Annotated in this window: 24 protein-coding genes; 9 read left to right on the top strand and 15 right to left on the bottom strand. The window is 49.5% G+C overall.

The features are described from left to right. The first annotated feature begins 139 nt into the window (after positions 1–139). Complete coding sequence (locus ACTJKB_RS19840; protein WP_074113647.1) at positions 140–352, top strand: hypothetical protein; 213 nt, start codon at positions 140–142, stop codon at positions 350–352. Positions 353–967: 615 nt separating this feature from the next. Here the strand turns inward: ACTJKB_RS19840 and ACTJKB_RS19835 are convergent. The 3 genes from ACTJKB_RS19835 to ACTJKB_RS19825 all read right to left on the bottom strand — a co-directional run bounded on the left by ACTJKB_RS19835 (position 968) and on the right by ACTJKB_RS19825 (position 4,136). Beyond that, complete coding sequence (locus tag ACTJKB_RS19835) at positions 968–1,126, bottom strand: hypothetical protein (RefSeq protein WP_440836107.1); 159 nt, start codon at positions 1,124–1,126, stop codon at positions 968–970. Positions 1,127–1,324: 198 nt separating this feature from the next. Continuing rightward, the gene (locus ACTJKB_RS19830; RefSeq protein ID WP_440836106.1) at positions 1,325–2,323 is read right to left on the bottom strand and encodes an aldo/keto reductase; all 999 of its coding nucleotides are present in this window, start codon (positions 2,321–2,323) and stop codon (positions 1,325–1,327) included. 184 nt (positions 2,324–2,507) lie between these two features. Beyond that, complete coding sequence (locus ACTJKB_RS19825) at positions 2,508–4,136, bottom strand: stalk domain-containing protein (protein ID WP_440836105.1); 1,629 nt, start codon at positions 4,134–4,136, stop codon at positions 2,508–2,510. Between the two features lie 235 nt (positions 4,137–4,371). Here ACTJKB_RS19825 and ACTJKB_RS19820 point away from each other — a divergent pair, with 235 nt between their 5' ends. Next, positions 4,372–5,043: a tetratricopeptide repeat protein gene (locus ACTJKB_RS19820; RefSeq protein WP_440836104.1), complete on the top strand. Its 672-nt coding sequence runs from the start codon at positions 4,372–4,374 to the stop codon at positions 5,041–5,043. 100 nt (positions 5,044–5,143) lie between these two features. Here ACTJKB_RS19820 and ACTJKB_RS19815 read toward each other — a convergent pair whose 3' ends face one another. The 5 genes from ACTJKB_RS19815 to rpiA form a co-directional block, all read right to left on the bottom strand. Then, a complete protein-coding gene (locus tag ACTJKB_RS19815) occupies positions 5,144–8,302 on the bottom strand; it encodes an MMPL family transporter (protein ID WP_440836103.1) in 3,159 nt (1,052 codons plus the stop codon). After that, on the bottom strand, positions 8,299–8,751 hold the full coding sequence (locus ACTJKB_RS19810) for a MarR family winged helix-turn-helix transcriptional regulator (protein ID WP_440836102.1): 453 nt from the start codon (positions 8,749–8,751) through the stop codon (positions 8,299–8,301). The genes ACTJKB_RS19815 and ACTJKB_RS19810 overlap by 4 nt, the downstream gene beginning before the upstream one ends. 232 nt (positions 8,752–8,983) lie before the next feature. Continuing rightward, positions 8,984–9,424 (bottom strand): GNAT family N-acetyltransferase, encoded by a 441-nt coding sequence (locus tag ACTJKB_RS19805; RefSeq protein ID WP_440836101.1) that lies wholly within the window; start codon positions 9,422–9,424, stop codon positions 8,984–8,986. A 61-nt stretch (positions 9,425–9,485) separates the two neighbouring features. After that, entirely contained in the window at positions 9,486–9,932 is a 447-nt protein-coding gene (locus tag ACTJKB_RS19800; protein WP_440836100.1) for a VanZ family protein, read from the bottom strand. Positions 9,933–9,981: 49 nt separating this feature from the next. Continuing rightward, the gene (gene rpiA / locus ACTJKB_RS19795; RefSeq protein WP_440836099.1) at positions 9,982–10,668 is read right to left on the bottom strand and encodes a ribose-5-phosphate isomerase RpiA; all 687 of its coding nucleotides are present in this window, start codon (positions 10,666–10,668) and stop codon (positions 9,982–9,984) included. A gap of 74 nt (positions 10,669–10,742) precedes the next feature. On the opposite strand from rpiA, the gene ACTJKB_RS19790 reads away from it, so the two are divergent. Continuing rightward, positions 10,743–10,940 carry a hypothetical protein gene (locus ACTJKB_RS19790; RefSeq protein ID WP_440836098.1) on the top strand — a complete coding sequence of 66 codons (198 nt, stop codon included), beginning with the start codon at positions 10,743–10,745 and terminating at the stop codon, positions 10,938–10,940. Positions 10,941–10,947: 7 nt separating this feature from the next. Here ACTJKB_RS19790 and ACTJKB_RS19785 read toward each other — a convergent pair whose 3' ends face one another. The 3 genes from ACTJKB_RS19785 to ACTJKB_RS19775 all read right to left on the bottom strand — a co-directional run bounded on the left by ACTJKB_RS19785 (position 10,948) and on the right by ACTJKB_RS19775 (position 12,525). After that, on the bottom strand, positions 10,948–11,424 hold the full coding sequence (locus tag ACTJKB_RS19785; protein ID WP_440836344.1) for a GNAT family N-acetyltransferase: 477 nt from the start codon (positions 11,422–11,424) through the stop codon (positions 10,948–10,950). A gap of 95 nt (positions 11,425–11,519) precedes the next feature. Continuing rightward, a complete protein-coding gene (locus ACTJKB_RS19780; protein WP_440836097.1) occupies positions 11,520–12,074 on the bottom strand; it encodes a macro domain-containing protein in 555 nt (184 codons plus the stop codon). Continuing rightward, complete coding sequence (locus tag ACTJKB_RS19775) at positions 12,058–12,525, bottom strand: hypothetical protein (protein WP_440836096.1); 468 nt, start codon at positions 12,523–12,525, stop codon at positions 12,058–12,060. Before ACTJKB_RS19775 ends, ACTJKB_RS19780 begins: the two co-directional genes overlap by 17 nt. Positions 12,526–12,755: 230 nt before the next feature. Here ACTJKB_RS19775 and fsa point away from each other — a divergent pair, with 230 nt between their 5' ends. The 3 genes from fsa (at position 12,756) to ACTJKB_RS19760 (ending at position 15,209) form a co-directional block, all read left to right on the top strand. Further along, a complete protein-coding gene (gene fsa / locus ACTJKB_RS19770) occupies positions 12,756–13,403 on the top strand; it encodes a fructose-6-phosphate aldolase (protein ID WP_074088639.1) in 648 nt (215 codons plus the stop codon). Between the two features lie 129 nt (positions 13,404–13,532). Then, a complete protein-coding gene (locus ACTJKB_RS19765) occupies positions 13,533–13,976 on the top strand; it encodes a MarR family winged helix-turn-helix transcriptional regulator (protein ID WP_440836095.1) in 444 nt (147 codons plus the stop codon). Between the two features lie 12 nt (positions 13,977–13,988). Next, positions 13,989–15,209, top strand: a complete 1,221-nt coding sequence (locus tag ACTJKB_RS19760; protein WP_440836094.1) for an MFS transporter — start codon at positions 13,989–13,991, stop codon at positions 15,207–15,209. Between the two features lie 120 nt (positions 15,210–15,329). Here ACTJKB_RS19760 and helD read toward each other — a convergent pair whose 3' ends face one another. After that, positions 15,330–17,687 (bottom strand): RNA polymerase recycling motor HelD, encoded by a 2,358-nt coding sequence (helD, locus tag ACTJKB_RS19755; protein WP_440836093.1) that lies wholly within the window; start codon positions 17,685–17,687, stop codon positions 15,330–15,332. A 270-nt stretch (positions 17,688–17,957) separates the two neighbouring features. Beyond that, entirely contained in the window at positions 17,958–18,989 is a 1,032-nt protein-coding gene (locus tag ACTJKB_RS19750; protein WP_440836092.1) for an FUSC family protein, read from the bottom strand. Between the two features lie 352 nt (positions 18,990–19,341). On the opposite strand from ACTJKB_RS19750, the gene ACTJKB_RS19745 reads away from it, so the two are divergent. After that, a complete protein-coding gene (locus ACTJKB_RS19745) occupies positions 19,342–19,827 on the top strand; it encodes a hypothetical protein (RefSeq protein WP_440836091.1) in 486 nt (161 codons plus the stop codon). 88 nt (positions 19,828–19,915) lie between these two features. On the opposite strand, the gene ACTJKB_RS19740 is transcribed toward ACTJKB_RS19745, so the two are convergent. Then, on the bottom strand, positions 19,916–20,572 hold the full coding sequence (locus ACTJKB_RS19740) for a phosphatase PAP2 family protein (RefSeq protein WP_440836090.1): 657 nt from the start codon (positions 20,570–20,572) through the stop codon (positions 19,916–19,918). 110 nt (positions 20,573–20,682) lie between these two features. Between ACTJKB_RS19740 and hfq the strand changes: the two genes are divergently transcribed. After that, complete coding sequence (gene hfq, locus ACTJKB_RS19735) at positions 20,683–20,904, top strand: RNA chaperone Hfq (protein WP_440836089.1); 222 nt, start codon at positions 20,683–20,685, stop codon at positions 20,902–20,904. Positions 20,905–21,044: 140 nt separating this feature from the next. Here the strand turns inward: hfq and ACTJKB_RS19730 are convergent, their stop codons facing one another. After that, entirely contained in the window at positions 21,045–22,157 is a 1,113-nt protein-coding gene (locus ACTJKB_RS19730) for a lactonase family protein (RefSeq protein ID WP_440836088.1), read from the bottom strand. A 220-nt stretch (positions 22,158–22,377) separates the two neighbouring features. On the opposite strand from ACTJKB_RS19730, the gene ACTJKB_RS19725 reads away from it, so the two are divergent. Then, the gene (locus tag ACTJKB_RS19725; protein ID WP_074088630.1) at positions 22,378–22,713 is read left to right on the top strand and encodes a LytTR family transcriptional regulator DNA-binding domain-containing protein; all 336 of its coding nucleotides are present in this window, start codon (positions 22,378–22,380) and stop codon (positions 22,711–22,713) included. The last annotated feature ends 216 nt before the right edge of the window (positions 22,714–22,929 follow it).

Genomic DNA, 22,929 nt, shown 5'->3' with positions numbered 1-22,929 from the left:
TTATGGTGGAAATATTTACGATAGTGGTTATTCAGCTTTGTGTTCACTCTGGATTTATGTGCGGCACACAGGTATACTATTTTTATTTCTATCCTTCACCCATCCAGATCCTTATATTTTACAAAAGGAGAGTATTATCATGCCTATCAACCGCCCTTTGCTGACCGACAGCGATCTCCAGGAAGCCGTTGACCGCAAACTGCCGGTTCGAGTCTTCGAGGATGACCATCTGGTGAATTCCGGAGCGACCGTCGTCCGCTTCACCGATTCGGATGTGGTGATTCAATCCCGGGTCAGCGACTTAACCTATTATTCCCGCAGCAGATGCCAGTTTTTTGAGGTTAGACCTTAGCCGCTTTAACAAATTCACATTTGATTATGCTCAAAAGAGCTGTCGCATAAGCCATGAAATGATGGTACGCTCTTTGTTTCAAGAGTTGGATAGACGGTTGCGCTTGGTGAGGACGCTCCGTGAACGAAACGTTGTTCCAATCGCTGAGGTCTCCAGATTTTTTTCATTCCCTTAGCGGTGAAAATCCGGAGACCAAGGCGAATGCTTCGCTTTTCCACAATCATTCCGTTCTCTCCGCTGTTTAAGTGGGAACCCTATCTGCAATCCTTCTAAAATCATAAATAAAGAAACCTTTCTTTGGTAAAATGGAAGTGCACAACCATTTTAAATCAAGGATAGGTTTCTTTTGTACATTTAATATACCATGGACCAACTTTGCTTGGAGAGTGGATCAGAAAGAAGATATTCCAGAAAATCATCGTCTACGCCTACACCCTGCTGGAGCAAGCAACCAAAGACCAAAAACGAAGAGCAGCAATTCTCCAGTAGTGGGAGAATCACTGCTCTTCTTTCGTTTTACGATTTTTTAAAAAGAACTTTCCCACTCGTAGAAAATTCTACTTATGGGACAGCCCCTATCTTTTTAAGCGTTATAGGTTTGCTGGATTTATGCAGTTATTTCTTCAATCCGCCATGCGCCTTCATTTTCTCACTCAGAATATCCTGAAAGCTCAGAGTTTTGTCATCGGATCTTTGCGGCTTCGGATCAGCTACAGGTTGAGGTCTGAAATATTGATGATTATAGGCCATAAGATTATGTACTGTCATACTCATTTAAGTTCAACCTCCTTGAATAGGTTCGACCATATTTGCGTATCTGCGCATCATCTTATCCCTTAATTACCCCTTACCTTCCAATCCTAAACAGTTTTATTTCACATTAAGGAAAAAAATAAAAACCTCCGTATCCGCTAAGCAGAATGGAGGCTGAAAAAGTCTGTATCATAAGAGGCCTTTACTCATTCGTGTTCATTATTTCTGAGCTGACCAGGAGACTTCGTTCAGATGCTCAAGCTCGTCTTGCTCAAGCCGGAAGCTCATGGCTCCGATATTCTCCTGTGCATGCCGGACCTTGGAAGCCCCTGGAATAGCAACTACCGTGTCCCCGTTGTAATATATCAGCCAGTTAAGGGCAATTTGGCCAGGAGTCACTCCATACTTCACTGCCAGTCCCTTCAGGCTCTCTATTAATGGCTTGCTGCGGGCCAGTCCCTTCTCGTCCAGTCCAGACTGCATTCTTCGCATACGCGATATTGCCTGGATCTGCGCAGGGTCCTGGTGGAAGCGTCCGGTCAGGATGCCCTGCTGCAGCGGAGAGTAGGCAATAATCGAAATCCCAAGCTCTTTAGCCGCCGCCATCGTTCCATTCCGGTCAATTTTCCGGTCCAGCAGATTGTATTTCACTTGGTTGGAGACAAGGTTCAAGCCATATTGGCGAAGCAGCCGGTGGGCTTCTGTCATCTGTTTAGCCGAATAGTTGCTAACCCCGATGTTACGGATCTTGCCAGTTTGCACTAGCCCGGCCATCGCTTTCATCTCACTCGCGATCGAAGAGAGGGAAAAAGGCTGATGAATCTGGTACAAATCGATATCCCGCCCGCCAAGGGAGCGAATCCGTTCATCAATCGTGGAAGTAATGGAATTAGCGGTGCGGAACAGCGGCCACCATTTGGTTGCAATCAGAGGCGTGGCATGGGGACTGTTCTCCCTCTTCAACTGATCCAGTACATGGGCCAGAGCTTCCTCCGATTTCCCGCCGCCATAAATCTCCGCAGTATCAACCCAATTCATGCCCCCCTCCAGACTCACCCGGACAATTTCCAGAATATCCGCATCCTCCAGATTGCTCCAATACTTCCCGACAATGCCTTTACCCCGGCTGAATTGCCAGCACCCCAGTCCAAGCGGTGACACCAATAATGCGGATTGCCCCAAAGGACGTAAGCCGGCTGTAGCCCTTCCTGATTCCATGAATCATCCTTCTCCCATAAGTATAGAGTACGATCAGTTATGCAGGCTGAAAACAGAAAACCCCTATGCTAATCTGCAGATATACCCCCAGCTTAAATCCTAAGTTATTGTCTGTCAATTCAGCCTTGCAGTCAGCTTGACTGCCTTTGAAACGAGTCTGTTCCCGTATGGGTTATCCGGCGGTTCATTCCGTATTGCCTGCTTCCCGTAAAGTAAGGATAGAGTTCTTACTATCCCAAATCACCGAAAGTCTGAGAGACTGAATCAGCGCAGAGGCCGGTACCAGCTCCGTATAGCTGACTTTTACCGGCAGCGGGGTCATTGCAATACGATTGCCGTCAGCTAACTGGATCTGGCTCTCGCGGATCAGCAGAGACTTGCCGTTTCTCGTGAGCTTTGTGCCTCCGTCCCATGCAACCGTATAGCCCAGACTCTCCGATATGGCACGGACCGGCAGCATTAATCTTCCATTAGCATAGATCGGCGGCTGCTCGGCTTCAAGTGTCTTTCCATTAACGACTAGCGTAATCGGTTTTAGAATCGGCGACAGCCTGAACGGCCGTGATTCGAGCACACTGATGCCCAGCTGGCCGAACATGTTCGTTCCCCAGGCTACTGCAGTTCCATCCTTAAGCACCGCGTATCTGCTGTTCTCCCCTGACGTGATGGATACCGGAGACTGAAGACCTTTGATTTGCTTAGGGGTCGTGAATGTCAGCTTGGAGTCAGTTGCATAGTTCTTACCCCAGGTCCAGACGGTACCATCCTTCTTCACTCCAACGAACCCATCTAACCCCAAACTAAGCTTTGCTAGTCCGTTAAGGGAAGTAACTTTTTGTAATGAGCTCAAGTGGGTACCAGATGTCCACAGCCAATATTCTCCTTTCTTGTTGCGGACAACATTGAAGCCATTTCCTGTATCTATGTTGACAATACCGCTTAATCCGGCCATTTTCTTCACAACTAACTTGGATAGATCATGGACATCGCCGTCCACGCTCCCCCACACCGTCCCGCTTTTTGTCACTGCAAGCAGGCTAGCCCCATCCATCACAATGGATTTCACATGATACAGATTGCTTACTGGAGTTGGCGACAGGGGCAATGTCTTGCTAGGTGCTACTCCTGAGGCCGGTTGCCACACCCACAGTGTGCCATTATCCTTTAGTGCCGCTTGAAAAGCGCCCCCTGCGATATCATTTACACCGCTTATACCCTTAACGGGATTTGCCGGAGGAATTACAGCATAACCAGCAGCCGTTCTGTCCGGAGCTGTCCACTGCAGCAATGTGCCGTCTTTTTTCAGAGCCAGCATGCCTCCTGTATTTGAGGTAATCTTGACGATGTCGGTTAACCCCGGTATAGTCTGCGGCTGCTGAACCACACTTTGCTGGTTAACCGAAATGTTATCTTCCTTGGCATATGCCCCCCACACCGTCACCGTCCCCTCTTCACGCAGCGCCAGATAATATCCATATCCAATCAATAGCTGCCGGGTATGGTCCAGCGCCTCTATACGGTGTGGAGTAATGGTCCAGCCCTGAGGCCCGGCAGTGCCATTTGCGAATTGGCCATATACATTGCTGCCCCAAACCCATACGGAACCATCCTTACCAAGTGCAAATGAACTTCCGCCCCAGAACCCCGCGGAGGCTACGATTTGTTGAATCCCTGACAGTTTGGAAGCCGCTGAAGCGGTACTGGTTGCCACTGCTGCTGAACCAGAAGTTGAAGTTGCACCGGCGGCAGTTACGTTAATAGAAGGTAAGCCAAATACTGCAGTAACTGCAGTTACAGCAATTGTTGATAGCATACCTAAAAGTCGGATTTTCCGGATAATTATATTCATGGCAATCCTGCCTTTCTTCTCAAGTGGATTGGTATCTTCTGCATAATAAGTCTATAGACGCAGTCTCGTCTGTAAAAGTTGTGCTCGTTCTGTACAAAAAAATAACAATCGGAAATATAGGATGATATGGTATAATTACCCTGCTCTGCAGTCAGCTATAGGAATTGATTCGGATACACCACTATAACGGAGGGAATTCATGTTTAAAATTTTCGGTTTCTTGCTGCTGTACCGCCTGGTGGGCAACCCTTTTTTGGCTCTTATCATTCTGCTCGTTATCCTGTATTTTCTGGACCGCCGATATGTCGGTATTTTCCCCAGCATCACCAAACCATTCCGCCGGAGCCGGCAAATGTCCCGACTGCGGACGACCATTTCACTCAATCCCAATGATGTGTCAGCCAAGTTCGATTTGGCAAGGCTGCTGATTGAGCGCAAGCGTTACAGTGAATCCAAGGAACTGCTTGTACAAATCGCTGACCGCTATGAGCAATCCGCCGAATATTGGGTTGAGCTCGGTTATGCGAATTTGAAGCTGGGTCTCCTGCCCGAAGGCGAGGCTCAGATGCTGCAAGGCCTGGAGATCAACCGTAAGGCCCAGTACGGACAGCCTTATCTCCGTCTCGCTGAAACCTTCCGCAATATCGACCATGACAAAGCCTTGCATTATGTAACCCAGTTTCAAGAGATCCAATCCTCTTCCAGCGAAGCCTATTATCTTGCAGGTTCGATGTACAAGGCACTGGGCAGAGTGGACGATGCAAAACGTGCTTTTGCCGAATCGACAGCCATTTACCGTTCGCTCCCTAAATATAAAAAACGCCAGGAACGCGGCTGGGCGCTGCGCAGCTATTTCGCAAAGATGCGCTAGTTCAACGCTACATACATCAAATCCAAAAAACCTCCTGCCAGCACAGGTCATGTGTGCAGCGGAGGTTTTTTGGGTTTTAAAGCTACAACTCAGATAAAGTTTACATATCCAGCGTTTTAGGTTTGTCATCCGAAGCGGATCCGCTGAACGGCCACCAGTTGGCCCGGCCGAACATCCGTACCATCACCGGTACGAAGAACGGTAGGAACACCAGTGCGTACAGGGCAAGACCCGACAGAACTACGGTTGCAATCTGCATCATTGACAGTACTCCTGACGGGTACATTGAGGCGAAGGTTCCGCCTAAAATCACTACCGCAGACAGGATTACTGTGCCCATGTTACGCATTGCGTGCAGGATCGCTTCACGCACATCCCAGGTTTTGTTCTCATTGAACCGGGCCATGAGGAAAATACTGTAATCCACACCGAGCGCAATCAGCATCACAAAGCTGAAGAATGGCGTCGTCCAGGTGATTCCTGAATAATTCAACAAATGTACGAAAATCGCCTCGGTCACCCCGAGCGCTGTAAAGTATGTGATCACAAGTGAAAGAATCAGATACAGCGGCATGATAATCGAACGAAGCAGAAATACCAGGATGATGAAGATACCGCCTAGCATAAGGACAACCGTCCGTGTATAATCCTCATTCGATATTTTTTGCAAATCACTATAGGTACTGGTTACTCCGCTGATGGCCGTTTCGGCATTTTCCAGCTTTGTACCTTTGACGGCACGGTCTACAGCTGCCTGAATATCCCCCATGCTGTCAATCGCCTTCGCGCTGTATGGATTGGCCGCAAATACCACATCCAGTGTCATCACCTTGCGGTCATCAGACAGATAGTTATCAAACACCTGCCCCATGCCATCAGCCTTAAGCGCCTCTGCCGGTACTAAGAACCCGCTCAGCTCATCATCCTTGGCATCTTGAATCTGCTTCAGGTAATCCTGAGCAGAATCAAGTCCGCCTGTAATCTGCTTCAGGCCGTCAGCACTGTTACTCAGCCCATCGGTCAATTGGCTGATTTGTCCTGTAAGCTGGCCAAACCCGTCTGCCAGTTGCTGCTGGCCGCCCTGCAGCTGATCCAGACCGCTTGTAATGGAAGGAATCTTATCCACGATCTGTCCTTGTCCGGCTGCCGCCTGATTCAGCCCTGATTGCAGCTGGCTGATTCCGGCCACGAGCTTATTGAGACCCTGCGCCAGCGCTGTCTGTCCGGCTGCCGCTTTGGCATATCCTGTATTGGCCTCATTCAGGCCCGCTGCGGCTCCTTTCAACTGCCCGGAAATCTGGCCTAGGCCTTCTGCGAGCTGCGCTGCTCCTGCACCACTCTGTGTTACAGTGCCTTTGATCGTCTGATAGTTGGCATCTTGCAGGAGTTCAGGATGAGCAGCTTCCAGACCGGTGAAAGATACATCCAACCCCCCCAGTGCAGTCGCCACGCCTTGAAGCTGGGTCTGGAGCTGTCCAAGTCCGCCATCCAGCGCCGTCAGTCCTGCCCCGATTTTCTTGTAGCCCGCCAGCAGTGCTGCATTGGCATCGGCTAACTGCTTGGCACTGGCTGCCGCCTGGGCCAGCCCGGCTTTGATCTCTCCGGCTCCAGAGGAGCCGCTCTTAATGCCGTTTTCGATGCGCGACAGTCCGTCGCCCAGAGCATCAATGCCTTTTTTCAACTCGGCTGTGCCTTGTGTCAGCTTCGCGCTGCCTGATACAGCTTCGTTCAGCTTCGGTTCATTGTCACTGAGCTGCTTACTCGCTTCCTCTAGCCCCGACTGTATCTTGGTCAGACCTTCATTGCTCTGGCTAAGACCATCGGTTAGAGTTGCCACTTGAGTCGGAATCAAAAAGTCATTGATCTGTTCGCCGGTCGGACGCGACATGCTGCGTACCGATTTAACGCCTTCCACCTTTTCCAGCTCACGGCTGATTTTCTCCGCAAGCCCCATATATTCCGAGGTGTCCATACGGTCGTCATTCTTGATAACGATCTTACCGGGCATGGATTCCCCCGGGCCGAAGCTCTTGGAAATAATGTTAAAGCCTTTGACTGAAGCGTAGTTCGAACCGATTTCATCCATGCTGTTAAAGGACAGCTTGCCGCTGTAAGTCAAGAGGAACGGCAGTACGACCGCCGCAACAATCAGCAATGCCGCCCAAGGTCTTTTGAGGGAAAAAGAACCTGCCACCCCCCAAATCCGGCTTTCGCTATGCTCTAGCTTACTGCTTGACGGCCAAAACAGCATTTTGCCCAGCACCGCCATGAAGAAGGGAACGACTGTCACGAGTGCCAGCAGCATCACGGCAATTCCTACAGCCACTGCCACCGCCGAACGGTAAAGCCCGAACTTGGATAATCCGATCGCCACAAAACCGACAAATACAGCAAGACCGGAGTAGAATACTGTGCTCCCCGCTTTGCGGTAAGTAGAGATAATTGCACTTTTGGTATCCTCAGCAGAAGCCAGCTCTTCCTTGAAGCGGCTGATCAGCAATATACAGTAATCCGTCCCGATCCCGAACATGACGGCAACCATAAAAATCTGCGTAAAAGTCGATAATGGAAAATCGAAGCGGTCCACAAGGAACGCTACAATGGACTGTGACACAATATAGCTAAGGCCCACAGTCAGCAGCGGCACAAATGGGGCGACGAACGAACGGAACACCACAAACAGAATCAGCAAAATGAAGATAACGGTAATATATTCCGACTTCTTCAGCCCTGCTTCCGAGCTGGCGATGGTATCCTCTGTAATCAATCCCTCACTCGTCAAGTAGTGGTCGGCGCTGACACTGCTGAGCAATGCATTCACTTTATCCGGCAATTGCTTGACGGATTCCTCTCCGCCACTTACCATCAGCGCGGCCATAACCGTTTTGCCGTCTTTAGCAATCAGGGTGTCCTTCAATTCCGACTGCGAAAACGGGTCGGTGATGGAGTCAATCTTTAGCGAGTCTTTTTGAGCGGTGAGCTTCCCGATACCTTGCTTAATGCTCTCTGTGTCTTCAGCGGAAAGACCGCCTGGTTTGTTGAAGACAAGCGCCACCTGGTGGAGCGTCTCCCCGCCTTTGGCATCGGCCACTTCCTTCATTATCTCTGAGGCTCTGGTAGAGGTATAGCCGTCTGGAACAGAAATCTGTCCCTTTTCGCGTACCAGATCAGACATGCCCGGAGCTGTTAAAAATAGCAGGACCGCCACGGCGAGCCATACGACTATAATGGCCCATCTTGCTTTAAGTATGGTCTTCAATTGTTTCTACCTCCTGTTTCCTGCATCAAAAATGCCAGCTTTTCAAACATCGTGATGAATTTTTCAATATCCCGTTCCTCAAAATGCGAGAAATAAGGGGAAATCACCTCATGTACCTGCTTCTCAGCCGTAGAATAGGTTTCGCTTCCTTTGTTTGTAAGTGACAAATAGACTTGGCGGCGATCATTCTCATCCCGGGTCCGGTCAATAAATCCCGCTTCAACCAGCCTATTGATTATTGCAGTGATAGAGCTCTTCCCCACAGCTACTGCTTCTGCTAAATAAGTGGATGTACAGAGATCCTGGCTCTTGATCAGACGCATAATGAGAAATTGATCGTTGGTTAAGCCTTCTGCCATACTGTCTCTGATCTGCGCGTTGATCTGCCGGGTCACTGCCATATATGCATCCACATAGCGGTTAATCCATTGCTCCGCCTCAAGCTTCATAATCCCAACCTCCTACCCAGATGATAGTTCGCGTGTAGAATAGTTTCACAGTAAAACTATATGATTCACAGTCTAAAAAGTCAATGTCACAAACCAGATCCCCGCAAAAGATTTGTATTGCAAAAAAAGCCACCCCGCAATTCATATGCGAAATGGCTTATACCCATGCTGCCTAAGTAGCATGAAACGTAAAATTCTTATATTTTGAAAAATAAGGATGCAGTCCGCAGGATTACTCCTCATCCTCAGCTTCTTCAACTTCATACACACAGCGGAACATTTCAATACCTGCGGGATTCTCTCCAAGACTGTAGACCATAAAGCCCAGATTCCGGTAAAAGTCTGCGGCAATCTCGTCCTCCGTCTCAGCAAGCAGATACCGCGGATTACGGGCCGCCAGCAGCTCCAGAATGATTCCCCTCGCATAGCCTTTGCCCCGGTTCTCCGGGAGCACGGCAATATGACGGATTTCCAGCGAACCATCTTCAGTCTCTTCAAAGCCTACCAGTCCTACAAGCAATCCTTCCTCTTCCCAGCCGCAGAGCTGAAGTGCCGCCTTGCTGCCATATTCCACCGTTGTACGCCAGAGCGCATCCGGTTCATCAATCACAGCATAAGCCAACAGCTCCTTCACTTCTTCTGTATCCATACGCTGCTTCAAATCTATCAGCATTTGTTTTGTTCTCCTCTCCGTACATTCACTTAATCCTGCCATAAGAACCTCTGATTACATTTTACTTTCTTCTGAAATACACAATCCGAAGCAAGATGTACCCGCTTAATACTCCCGCAAGGTTCAGCAGCACATCATCAATATCGAAACTGCCGGCGCGCAGCAGCATTTGCATGGTTTCCAAGAGCAGTATGCCCGCTGCCGAGACCATGAGCAACCGAATGACAGCGTGCAAATTCCGTTTCAGCAACGGCAGAAAAAAGCCGAATGGCGCAAATACAATTACATTGCCCAGTATATTGATTACCCTTCCTGTCAAAGAAACTCCGTTCTTTAGATCAAAATACAACTTTATAGTACGAAACAGCTCCAGGTTATACCGGAAAGGCCCTTCTGTGTGAACCGTTCGTCCAAATCCGAGGAACATCCAGTATACCAGGGCGGCACTATATACAATAAACAGAATCATGAGCAGGGCTCTGGCTATTCCCTTCGCTTGCGGTGGCATATGCTTCTTCTTCCTGCTGCTCTGGCCGATGCTCCTGTGATTACTTTTGTTACTCGCCTTGCCCGCACTCAATGACTTCAATGCTCCCGTCCGGTTTGCCGACAATCGCCACAGCGGCGATGCCAATGAAGAGTCCATGCTCTACTACCCCGGTAATATTCTGAAGGGAATCCGCGAGTTCAGCAGCTGAAGCAATGGACCCGAAACGGCAATCGGCAATGTAATTTCCATTGTCAGTTTTGTACAGGGTATCCCCGCTCCGCCGGAGCTCTGGTGTGCAGCCCAGCTTGGCCAGCTCAGCCACGGTCCACTCCCAGGCAAATGGAACGATCTCCACCGGCAATGGAAATTCACCTAGAGTATCAACGACTTTACTCTCGTCAGCCACCACAATCATCCGTGTACTATTGCGGGCCACGATCTTCTCACGAAGCAGTGCACCTCCGCCGCCCTTAATGAGCTCCAGATCATGATTCAACTCATCTGCACCGTCAATGGTCAGATCAAGACCCTTGATATCGCCGAAACCAACCAGGGGGATCCCGAGCTCACGTGCCTGTTCCTCTGAGGCAACCGAAGTGGCAACGGCAGTGATCTGCAAACCTTCTTTTACTCGTTCACCGAGCTTCCGGATGGCCCAGTAAGCTGTAGATCCTGTTCCGAGTCCTACCTTCATTCCGTCCTTTACATACTCTACTGCCTTCTCTGCCGCGAGCTGCTTCACATTGATACTCATTTCTAATACCCCCATGTATCCGTTATAATAGTTCTGAAGTGCAATCACATCATCACCGCCAGGAGGCTTCCAGTATGAGAACCGAACATCAGATCCAATCCAAGATCAACGAATTGACCCTGCAAAAAAGATCTGTGGAATCCCGCCTGGCACCGCTGCCGGATGGCAGCCCCCAGCGGGAACCGCTGAATACCCAGCTGAGCCGGCTGGAGGATATGATCCTGATGCTGGAGTGGGTGCTGGATGCACCGGCCGGCAAGTACCATGCTTAAGCTTGGATTAAGACAAAATTTTGCCGTAACATAGGCTGTCAGGATCACCAACATAGGGTCCAAACAAATCAATTGGCCGGTAGCCGTGCTTCTCATACAGCGCAATGGCTTCCGGCTGCTTGATGCCTGTCTCCAGCCGGATCTCTCTGCAGCCCTCCGCTACCGCCTTCTGCTCCAAATCCAGTAGCATACGGTTCGCAATCCCTTGTTGGCGGGTAGCCGGGTCTACATAGAAACGTTTCAGTTCCATACTGGAAGAATCGTCAGCCAACGGACGCAGCCCCCCGCAGCCTACCGGCTTGTCCCCGGAATAAGCCACCACGAAGGTCATTTCCCGCACCTTGGGGTCAGAGAAATCCACAACGTAGATCGTCTCATGCGGATACCTTGATTTCAGTTCTTCATCCAGACGGTCAATTAACGCCCTCAAATCCTTATTCTCGGGATCAACCACAACAAAGTTCACTCCAATATTTGAACACATTTCCGATTCCTCACCCTCATCCTGTGGAATGTTCATTTTTCTATATAGATTCAACTTGTAATTTTCATATCAATATAGGAACGTTACTACGCAATTCAGGCATAGTCATGAAGCATTTGCTCGTATAATTCGGCATTATCCTTCTCATAGCAGATAAATTCTATCCGTTTCAGCGGCAGTCCACCGGAATCACGTTCCTTAATATACTCAATGACAGCACTAAGCGCAGTTTGGCATGCCAAGACTTTGGGGAAATTATAGACCCCCGTGCTGATGTTGGGAAAAGCAATGCTCATCGCCCCCCGGCTGCAGGCTGCCTCCAGGCTGCTCAAGTAGCATTGGGCCAGAATTGCAGTTTCTCCTGCACCTCCGCCTTTCCATATCGGCCCTACTGTATGTATGATCCCCAGGAAAGGCAGATTCCCGGCATTTGTCACCACAGCTTCACCAGGAAGGATACCGCCTTGCTTGTGACGGATCTCTGCACAGGCTTCAGCAATTTGCGGTCCGCCGGCCCGGTGAATCGCACCGTCCACACCACCTCCGCCAAAAAGGCCCGAATTCGAAGCATTTACAATCATGTCTCCCTGCCAGGCGGTAATATCGCCCTGCCGGGTGGAAATAGCCACATGGTTAATAATGATTTGCATCTGCGGTCTCCTCCTTCACAGCGGATTCCAAAAGGAAGATCATCTCTTTCTCCCCTTTGCTCAATGCGTTGTCCGTAAAAGAATCAGCCAGGATCTGCTCGCCCCGCAAGGCCGACTGCCGGATATTGCCCAGCATCCAGCTCTGAGCGTCGGAGAGTGCCATTTCCCCGCCTCCTGCCGGAACTCGGCATAGGGCTATCGTTTTGTCGACCTCTCCACCTGCAAGCTGCCCCTCCGAGCGTGAATGTACGGTAAATTGAAACAAAGGAACCGCTTCCGGCCGCTCTTCATTGTATGAAAAGGACTGATGATAAACAGAATACATTAAGCTGCTGACTCGTCCTGCTGACTCATCAGCCTCCTGCTGGGCAATCAGCCTGCTGTTCTGGAAGGCCATGATTCCGGCAGCAAATAACAGAAAGGCAACAACCCCTGCATATACCATAATCATAACTGACACCTGCCATTTCAACGATTTGGGCAACACCGCTTCTATATTATCACGTGAAGAACGTGTCAGGGAATGGGCCTGGCGCGCTGAATTAACATTTTGACCTGAAATTCTATAAAGTTATTTTGAAATATTCATATTAACAGTTGAATCTTCCAGCAGCATGATTCATAATGAAGTGGTGCTAAATGTTTGTCAATCCATATCAAATCAAGGGAGGATACCACGAAATGAAATTTTTCTTGGATACCGGAAATATTGAAGAAATCAAACGTATTACCCGCCTCGGATTAGTGGATGGCGTAACGACAAATCCGTCGCTTATCGCCAAAGAAGGCAGACTCTTCAAAGATGTAATCAAAGAAATCGTTGCGATTGTACCAGGTCCGGTCAGCGCTGAAGTCATCGGACTGAAAGCCGAAGAAATGCTGAAGGAAGCTTACGAAATCGCTGAATGGGCACCGAATGTGGTTATCAAGCTGCCGATGACCGAAGATGGTTTGGAAGCTTGTTATGAATTAACCAAAAAAGGCATCAAAACAAACGTAACCCTCATCTTCTCGGCAGCTCAGGGACTGATGGCCGCCAAAGCCGGCGCTACCTATATCAGCCCGTTCGTTGGACGCCTGGATGATATCGGTGTTGACGGCATGAAGCTGATTTCGGATTTGAAGACCATCCTGACCAACTACGGACTTCAGTCAGAAATCATTGCTGCGAGCATCCGCAACATTGCTCATGTGGAGCAGGCAGCGATTGCAGGCGCGCACATAGCAACCATTCCGGGTTCCCTCCTGCCTTCTCTCTGGAAGCATCCGTTAACCGACAGCGGTATCGAGCGTTTCCTGAAAGACTGGGAGAAAGTTCCGCAAGTCTAAGCACCGTTTACCGATACATTACCAGCCTCTTTCCGCAGATGCGGGTAGAGGCTTTTTGTTGTACATTGACATATATACATGTCTTAAATATAATTGTTATGACAAGTATTTATGAAAGGATGAGTAATCATGTCCCTTTCTTCACCCCAAGATTTCCTTGGATTTCTTCTCGGCTCTACGCACCGAAGGATTTCCAATGCATTTGCACGCGTCCTTAAGCCTTATGACATTACTCCGGAGCAGTGGTCTATCCTGCTGATGATCTGTGACCGTGAAGGCATTAACCAGAAAGAGGTTGCCGCTGCGGCTGCCAAGGACCAACCGACTACCGCCCGCATTGTAGAACTGCTGCAGAAGAAAGGCTTCATACACAAGACCATGAGCCCCACCGACCGGCGTGCCTTCCAGCTCTATGCGACCGAGACCGGCAAGTCATTAATTGAGCGAACGGTTTCTCTAGAGCAACAGACCATTGCAACAGCTGTTAATGGACTCCGCACAGAGCAGCTGGAAGACCTCCGCTCCATGCTGGAGCTGATCTACCACAACACTGGAAATACGCTTAAAGAATAGGAGCAACCCGCATTGAATCATACATCTGAGCGATTATGGACCCCGTCATTTATTATTCTTACAATCTGCAACTTAATGCTGTTCATGGGTCTGCAAATGACCCTATCCACTCTCCCCGCCTATGCTGAAGGAACACTCAAGGCTTCTTCTGTACAAGTCAGTCTTGTAACCAGTCTCTTCGCGCTAAGCGCCATTGCTTCACGCCTCTTCTCCGCGAAGGCTATGGAGAAAGGTGGCCGAAATCTGCTGATCTTCCTTGGGCTGGCTGTATCCCTTGCTGCGGTGATCGGCTACTACTGGGCAGGAAGCATTCTTGCTCTTTTGCTCCTCCGGATGCTGTTCGGGATTGGCTTCGGCATGGCCAGCACCGCATTCCCGACAATGGCCTCCGATGTGATCCCGATCCGGCGGATGGGCGAAGGTATGGGGTATTTCGGCCTCTCCACGAGTCTGGCGATGTCAGCCGGCCCGCTGATCGGGCTCAGCCTGCTGCAGGGACCCGGCTTCGGTTCGCTGCTTATCTGCACAGCCGTTGTACTGGCACTAATTGTGCCACTCGGCTACCGTTTGACCACGAAGCTGCCTGCGCACCACAAGGAACCGGCAAACGCACCGGTATTGGAACTTAAGGGTGGAGCCTTCGGCAGACTATTCGTACCCTGCGTGCTTAATTTCCTGTTAGCCGTCTCTTATGGAGGCCTGCTGGGATTTCTGGCTCTATTCGGTACGGAAATCCATCTGGATCATATCGCTTACTTCTTCCTGTTCAATGCCGTCGCCATTGTGGTTGTAAGACCTCTGTCCGGCAAAATCTACGACCGCTTCGGTCCTCCAGCCTTGCTTATTCCCGGAAGTCTATTCATTATCGCAGGATTACTGCTGCTTTCTTTCGCTTCCTCAACAGGCGCCCTTTTTCCGGCCGCGATTTGTTATGGAATAGGGTTTGGCTCGATGCAGCCTGCACTGCAGACCTGGATGATTCAATCCGTAGAGCCCCGTCAGCGCGGGATGGCTAACGGTATGTTCTTCAACTCACTGGATCTGGGTGTAGCGATTGGCTCCCTGATTCTCGGTTCGGTTGCACTGTATACCAGCTATGCTGTCATGTACCGTTATTCAACCCTTGCCCCGATTTTATTGCTGTTGATCTATACAGTTATACTCCTAACTTCACGATATAAACGCCGGAGCTTTGCGCAAGAACCTTCCATAAGCCACCCAGCAGCCAAATAGGTATTGCTATAGATGTTCCACTGAGGACACTTAAGATCACTCTAGGAATGTGTACAAAAAAGACCGCCTTCCATAAATCAATAATGGAGGCGGCCTTTGCATTATATTATACCCCTGCGTTTAGCTCTGTGAAGCCACGGCGGTCACGGACTCACGAACTTCAGCGGGCAGGAAGTGATTGGGCTGACCCAGACTATAGATGTGCAGCAAATGCATCGCCCGGGTACACGCGGTATAGAACAGCTTGCGTTCACTTTCCCGGCCATATTTAGCTTCAGAGCCGTCGTAAATGATTACGGCGTCGAATTCCACACCTTTGGCCAGGTAGGCGGGGAGCACCAGCGTTCCTTTTTGAAAATTGGGCGTATCCTTCGTAACCAGCCTCACCGGAAGTCTATCCTGTAGCTCGGCATGAACCCTTGCACTTTCTTCCGCTGTCTTGCAGATGACCGCCACATAATGATAGCCCATGGAATGCAGATTCAGTACATCCCGTTCTATTGAAGCCAGCAGTCCCTTCTCGTTGTCCACAACGGTCAGCTGCGGTGATTCTCCCCGGCGGTTGAAAGGAACGATTTTTTCCCCTCCGGGAATCATCGAACGCGTAAACTCAACGATCTCATAGGTGGAACGGTAGCTGCGGGTCAATGAGATCACCTCTGTGTTCTCCTCCCCATAGATGCTGACGAGTCCACCCAGATCTCCCAGCACCTCGCCTTGGGCATAAATCGCCTGATTCAGATCTCCGAGTACTGTCATTTTGGCACGGGGGAACAGGCGCCGCATGAACTCCAGCTGGAATGGGGAGTAATCCTGTACCTCATCTACAATCACATGACGGATCAGTGTGTTCGTGCGGAAACCCTGGCTCAGTTCCTTCAGATACAGAAAAGGTGTGGCATCTTCATAGGCAAGCTCGTTCTGGTGCAGTGAAGTTATCGTCTGCCGGCAGATGTTGTCCCAGACATCAGGAAGCTGCTGGCTGCCGCTCAGGCGCTCCATTAATCCCCGGTCAGCAAAAAGCAGGCTGTACAGCCCCTTCACATCTACGAATCTTCCGCGTTTGGTCCAGCCGCGCAGCGGCTTCAGACGCTGGCTGACGATAAATCTGGCGAGCGAGGTTTTCTCCATATCGAAATCATCAAAGCTGTCATTCTGGCCACCGCCCTTACGGCGAAGCATATTGTAAGCCCGCTGATAGTCGCTGGAATCCATTAGTTCAATCTGATCCTCTACCCATTGCGACTCCCGTTCTTCCACACTGAACGCAGCGATTTTTTTGAGCAGCCAGCCCGTCATGAGATCAATACGGTTCGCCAATTTAATACTGGAATCAAAGCTGTAGAACTTGTGCTCCATCTCTTCCTTGCTGACAACCGTCCGGCCTTGAAATACAAGTGGCTTAAACAGCATCCCTTCATGCTCCAGTAGATTGACATAACGCCTGATCACATCCAGAAAGGCTACAGAGGATTTATAAGCGATTCCCTCTCTGCGTGTGGCTGCCTCCGGCCCTTCAGGGGCATTCAGCAGGCTTTCGGTCTGATTGAAGACATCCTCCAGCTCGAACTCCTGGCCCAGCCGGTGCTCAAGGTACATTTGGAAGGTGGTCTGCTGCATGTTTTCTTCTCCCAGTTCCGGGAGCACAGTGGAGACATAGCTGTTAAAAAGCGGATTGGGCGAGAACAGCAGCATCTGGTCTGCCTGCAGCACTTCACGGTATTTATAGAGCAGATAGGCTACGCGCTGTAATGCAGCCGAGGTTTTACCGCTACCAGCAGCCCCTTGAACGACCAGCATCCGGCTCCGGTCATTGCGGATGATAGCATTCTGCTCCTTCTGAATCGTCGCTACGATACTCTTCATCCGGTCGTCAGCACTATGGCTGAGTACCTGCTGAAGCAGCTCGTCGCCGATGGTAACACCTGTATCAAACATGACTTCTATCGTACCGTCATCGATGACGAACTGGCGCTTCAACTCCATCGTTCCCGAGATTAGCCCGCCTGGCGTTTCATAGGCTGCCGGCCCGGGAGCCCCGTCATAGTAAAGGCTGGAGATAGGTGCACGCCAGTCGTAAATCAGGAAAGTGCCGTTATCCTCCATAAGTGAACCGATGCCCAGATAAATCTGCTCTGTCCCGGCTTCAGGTGTCTCCTTGAAATCAATCCGGCCGAAATAGGGGGATACAACCAGCTTTCTATATTTTTTAAGCGCTTTGCTTGACTGCAGATGATGGCGCTCCCGTTCGTTCAGAATTTGGGCCTGCTGCCGCAGACTTGTTGAGGTTTCCCCGAGGTCATCCGGGCTGCTGAAATTCACCGTAACCTCTTCCCAGAAGTCCTTGCGCATATCGACGACATCACTGCGATGAAGTCCGAGTTCCTCGGATAACCGCCGGATATGGGCTGACAACAGCTTCGTAATCCCGCTGACCCTTTCCTGCTCTTCTTTCCATTCACTATCATGCTTCTCCATTGCAATTCATCCCCTTTGGAAGGTTGACATTCATCCTTACCCATGTTATAATTAAGTTGCGTATTTATGTTTTAAATCAAACGATTTTCCGATATCTTTTTATTGTATCAACTACATCACACTTAATCAAGTCTTTGATGATCCGGTCCCTCTAGGGGCCGGATCTTTTGCTGTGTCCAAACTAGCTAACCTTACATGCTGACATTATAAAGTATGCTCCAATTCCAGATGGGTGGTCAACACATTCGCATATCCATGCGGGATTGCGAACTATTCCTTTTCATCCCCTGTAAGCCGGTTGATCTGGTCCGCTACTTTATCCAGACGCTCCAACTGGTACCCGTAGTCATAGATTGCCGCCGCCACAACAGACAATCTCAGCTGTCCGTTTTTCCCGGCGTCATAGCCGTTGATTGCCGCTTGCAGGAAACGGTCGTTATCCTCGCCGAGCGGGGCAATATCGGTCGCTCCCGGCTTCAGTTTGTCTTCGAATTTGAGCAAAATCGTCTCATGGTACTTGATCAGCTGCTCCAAATGACGGTCGAACAACTCATCTGTGAGCTCTGTACGTTCGGCCTGAAAATAATGCCGTTCCACCGCCTCCAGCACCTCAAATCCTTTCTGCAGTGAAGCCAAGAGATTCTTGTAGACGACCATTTGCCGGGTTTGGCTATATTTTGCCCTGCGAAGCTGCTTTTGCTCCTCCTCAAATAAAGCGTATTTGTCTGCAAGCGACCGGATCGAGCCTTCCAGCGCATTTTTCTCATCGCGGAAGACGCTCTCCTTCATTTCATGCGACACCGCCGTCCGCAGCAGCAGCGACAGGCTTCCGAATACAATTTCAATCTGTTGGATATACTGCTTCCTCGGCTGCGGAGGAAATACAGCGATATTAATAATGAATGCTGCAATAATACCGGTCAGAGTGAGCAAAAAGCGGGTTAAGGCAAATTCCCACTGCCCCGAGGCCTCCATGACTGAGATCACAGTTACCAGGGTCAGGCCGATCGTATCGGCCCGGTTCATTTTCATACTGATCATAATCACCAGAATACATACCAGACCGACAGCAATCGGTTCATTGGACAGCAGCATTCCACCCAGCAGCGCCAGTACCGCACCCATAGTACTTGTCTGAATCTGGTCCAGAAAGTACCGCCAGGATCTGTAGATAGAGGGTTGCATGGCGAATATCGCTGCAATCGCCGCGCCCACAGGGGATGTGAAGTTCAATAGAGCGGACAGATAGAGGGCAAGTGTTACTGCCAAACCGGTTTTGAGTATGCGGGCGCCAAAAGCCAAATCCATCCCTCCTAAAGTTTTGTGAGCGTTACATCCTCGACATCACTACGTCAAAACTCGCTTCGAAAGCATACGCTAAAGTTTTGTGAGCGTTACATCCTCGAATTCACTTCGTACAAAACTCTCTTCGTAAGCATACGCTAAAGTTTTGTGAGCGTTACTTCATTGATATCACTTCATACATATATGTATATCCTGATCCGCTTTGGTTCATCTCTAATAGTACAGACATTATTACCCAAGAAGCAGGCTGGCGAATTTTAGGTTGTCTTAAGGCAGCCTTCAGGATTCTTTCAGCATTCGGGGAATACTGGTTACAGCAGTCCCAACACATAACAGTCGAGGTGAAAACATGAGCAACAATGTCAAAAAAATTACAGCTTTCACAGCAGCGCTCCTCCTCTGCTCTGCTCCGGCCGCCACTTATGCCGAGAATACAGCTGGAAAGACTCCTTCCGCTGCACCGGATTCGGCGGTTCATGCTGGGAAAACACAACCGCATCCCCATGCGCCGCATATGGACAAAGGTTTTAGAGCCGGAGGCGGACATTTCATCATCAATGAAACATCCAAGCTGCTGGAGATGGACCGTTCCGAGTTAATCCGCAGCCTGAGAGCGGGAAAAACCCTGTACGCTCTAGCCCGGGAGAAAAAAGGCTGGACCGAAGATCAATATATCCAAAAGCTAAGTGAAGCAGCCAGCCTGAAGCTTGAAGCTTCGATTACGGACGGCCAGATAACCCGCGAAGAGGCGAATAAGCTGAAAGCCAGTCTGCCGGTACTGCTGAAGCTGAGTATCAGCCGCACTGCTCATTTTCAGGAGTCCCCAAAGCCCTGAACTCACCGCGAGCCAGGGATAACTGGTAAAAGCGGTCCTGCCGCCAAATGCGGATTCCCATGTGAGCGTTAACGGGAATCCGCATTTTTCATAGGCGCTGCTGCCTCTGCTTCCGTGAGTTCCGAAATGCCTCAAAACAGGCAATGCACAACATCAGCCAAGCCCCGCTGGCAGCATATCCTCCAATAACATCGCTTGGATAGTGCACCCCCAAATAGACACGGCTCCAGCCAATACCTCCAGTCATAAGTACGGTGAACAGAATCAACAGTACCCGCTCGGTTCTCCCTCTCATATGCCTCCATAGCAGGTACGCAAGCACACCATAGAGTGAAAACGCCGCCATAGAGTGTCCGCTCGGGAAGCTGTATCCTGCTTGTTCAATTAACCGGTGGATGTTCGGACGCTCCCGGTGAAACCAAAGCTTCATCCATGTGTTCAGCATCTGTGAGCCTAAGCCGACTACGAGGAACAAAAGCAATTCCATTCTATGCTTCAGTACAAAAAACAACAGCATCATGGTCAGCAGCGAAATACCGATTGCAAGTTTTGAGGAGCCCACCAGGGATAATCCTTTGGCCAGTGAAGTGAGAGCCGGGATTTCCGCTGATTGTACAACATGTATAATTGTGATATCAAAACCAGAGATCCTGTCCAGCTTAACAAACACAGCGATCACGGCAAAAGCCAGCAGAAACCATAAAAAACCCCGAAAACCTCTGGATCCGTATTGAAATTGCAGCATAATTACCCCCTTGTCTATTCTAAAGCTGAGCGACTCCATTTCCAGAGAGGGTCTTACCCGTGGTATAATGTCCTGGAAAACAATTCAAAAAAAGATGGAGTGCTGCCGAAGTGGAAACTCTGAAATTACAGGAACGTTTGTTGAACCAGTGCATCTCAACCAAGGTTCCCGTCACGATCTTTACAACCAATGGAGTCAAGATGCAGGGACTTGTAACCTCCTATGACGCTTACACCATCACTTTGCAGGGGCAGGGTGACGGTAGACAGAATGTGCTGTTCAAATCGGCTGTTTCCACCATTGTGCCGCTGAAACCTGTTTCGCTAAAATAAGCAAATTTTCTATGAAACCTTCTTTTCAAAAGGAACACCGGAGCTGAAGCTCCGGTGTTCCTTTTAAAATATAAGGATTAAAAAGAAATAACCATGTACATCATCCTTGTATTGTTCACAGGGCCGGGCTCTCCGGGAGTTTATATCGTCACCGGAAAATATGCAGGTTTTACACACACCGGTTTGGATACCTCAACTGTATTGCCCGTGAAGGCAAGTCTCCCGCTTGCGCGGTCAACGCTGAATACAACCAGATTATTGCCATCACGGTTTGCAGCGATCAGGTAAGCGCCGTCAGGGGTAAGGGTGAAATGGCGGGGATGCCCGCCATGGGTGGAGACATGCTCCACCTGTGTAAGTCTGGCAGTCGCAGGATCAACGGCATAGACCACGATACTGTCATGCCCGCGGTTTGATCCATACAAATAGAATCCGTCTGCGGACAAGGCGATTTCGGCACAGCTATTGTCTGCCGATGGGTAGCCATCAGGCAGTGTAGATAGGGTGGCAACCGTTTGAAGCGTACCGGCTATACGATCATAAAGAAAAGAGGTAACTGTGCTATCCAACTCATTGATGACATAAGCGGATTTGCCGTCCGGATGAAAAACGAAATGACGCGGTCCGGCTCCTCCATGCAGCAAGGTATCTCCTTTTGCTTCCAGCGTCCGGGTGTCATGGTTAATCTGGTAAGTACGAATCACATCAAGTCCAAGATCGGAAACGAACAGGAATTTCTCATCCGGACTGAAGATTGCGGAATGCGGGTGAGGCTTGTCCTGCCCAGGCATCTTTCCTTGTCCCGTATGTACTGCGGTATCCTCCAGCCGGACCGGCAGTCCTTGCTGATCCAGAGTCACCAGTCCCACCAGTCCACCGTGATAGCTGCATACTATAATAAATTCATTTTGAGAGTTTCTTGAGATATGGCAAGTTGTGGTTTGATTGCTTCCTGTGGCTGGCATCGTCGAAACGCGGTTCAATTCGGTGAGCTTGCCGGACTGAGGGTCAATGGAAAAAGAAACCACTTCCCCTTCCTTGCCGCCCTCTCCATTGGCCTTTTCTCCAATGGCATACAACCGTCCTTCAGCAGCATTTACATTCACAAAGGTCGGGTTTGTTATCCCCTGTACCTTATCCACCAGTGCAAGCGTGCCTCCCGCTGCTCCATCCAATTCAAATACCTGAACCCCGCTTTCTTCAGCGCTTGCGTAGGAACCGGTAAACAGCAGCAGTCTAGTATTGTCTTTCATCTCGGTAATCCTCCTCAAATGGTTCATCCCTATTGTGGGCTACTCAGCCCAATTTCACTGTAGCCATCTTATTAATTTACATTTTTTCTGCGTCTATGACAAATCACAAGCTAAAAATGTCATAAAACATTTTAAAAATAAGGCTTCTCAAGGGTAAATCGTTATGTTATAATGAAAGCGCTAACATTGAGTTTTAATTTTGTATAAAGGGGGAACATGAATGAGCAGCCTGCTGGAAGCCAGAAATGTGTATGAGGACTTCGAGGTGGAAACGGACATTCTGTTCTTTAAGGTCGGGGACCATGATTTGGTCATTTTTCACGGCAGAAACTATAACATTAAAAAGAGAATGACTGCCGAGCAGCTTAACCGTTTGTTATCTAATCCAAGTTATTATCATGTGTATGGGGGCTGTTACGTCAATCTTAACAAGATCAGCTCCATCGAAGACGACAGTATTTATTTCGGAGAGATGGGCCTGTACGCCAAGACTGTACGCGTGCCAAGACGCAAACAGGAAAGCATACGCCATCTGCTGAAAAGCCTCAGCTCTTAAGCGGGTACATATCCGCCGCAGGAGAGGAATACGGAGCCTTCCAGAGAGCCGGAAACGCATGGGTATATCCATGACGCTCCGGCTTTTTACTTGTATCTTAAGAGAAACTTAAAAAGTAAATCGGCTTTTTTATACTTTCTTAAGGTTTGGAATCCTGATTTCTGGTAAAGTTGTAGAAAGACAGGCAACACCTATATTGAAGGGAGTCATTAATTA

This window comes from Paenibacillus sp. 22594 (assembly GCF_052044425.1).
Lineage (GTDB): Bacteria > Bacillota > Bacilli > Paenibacillales > Paenibacillaceae > Paenibacillus_AQ.
This window is presented reverse-complemented; position numbering and strand designations above follow the sequence as displayed.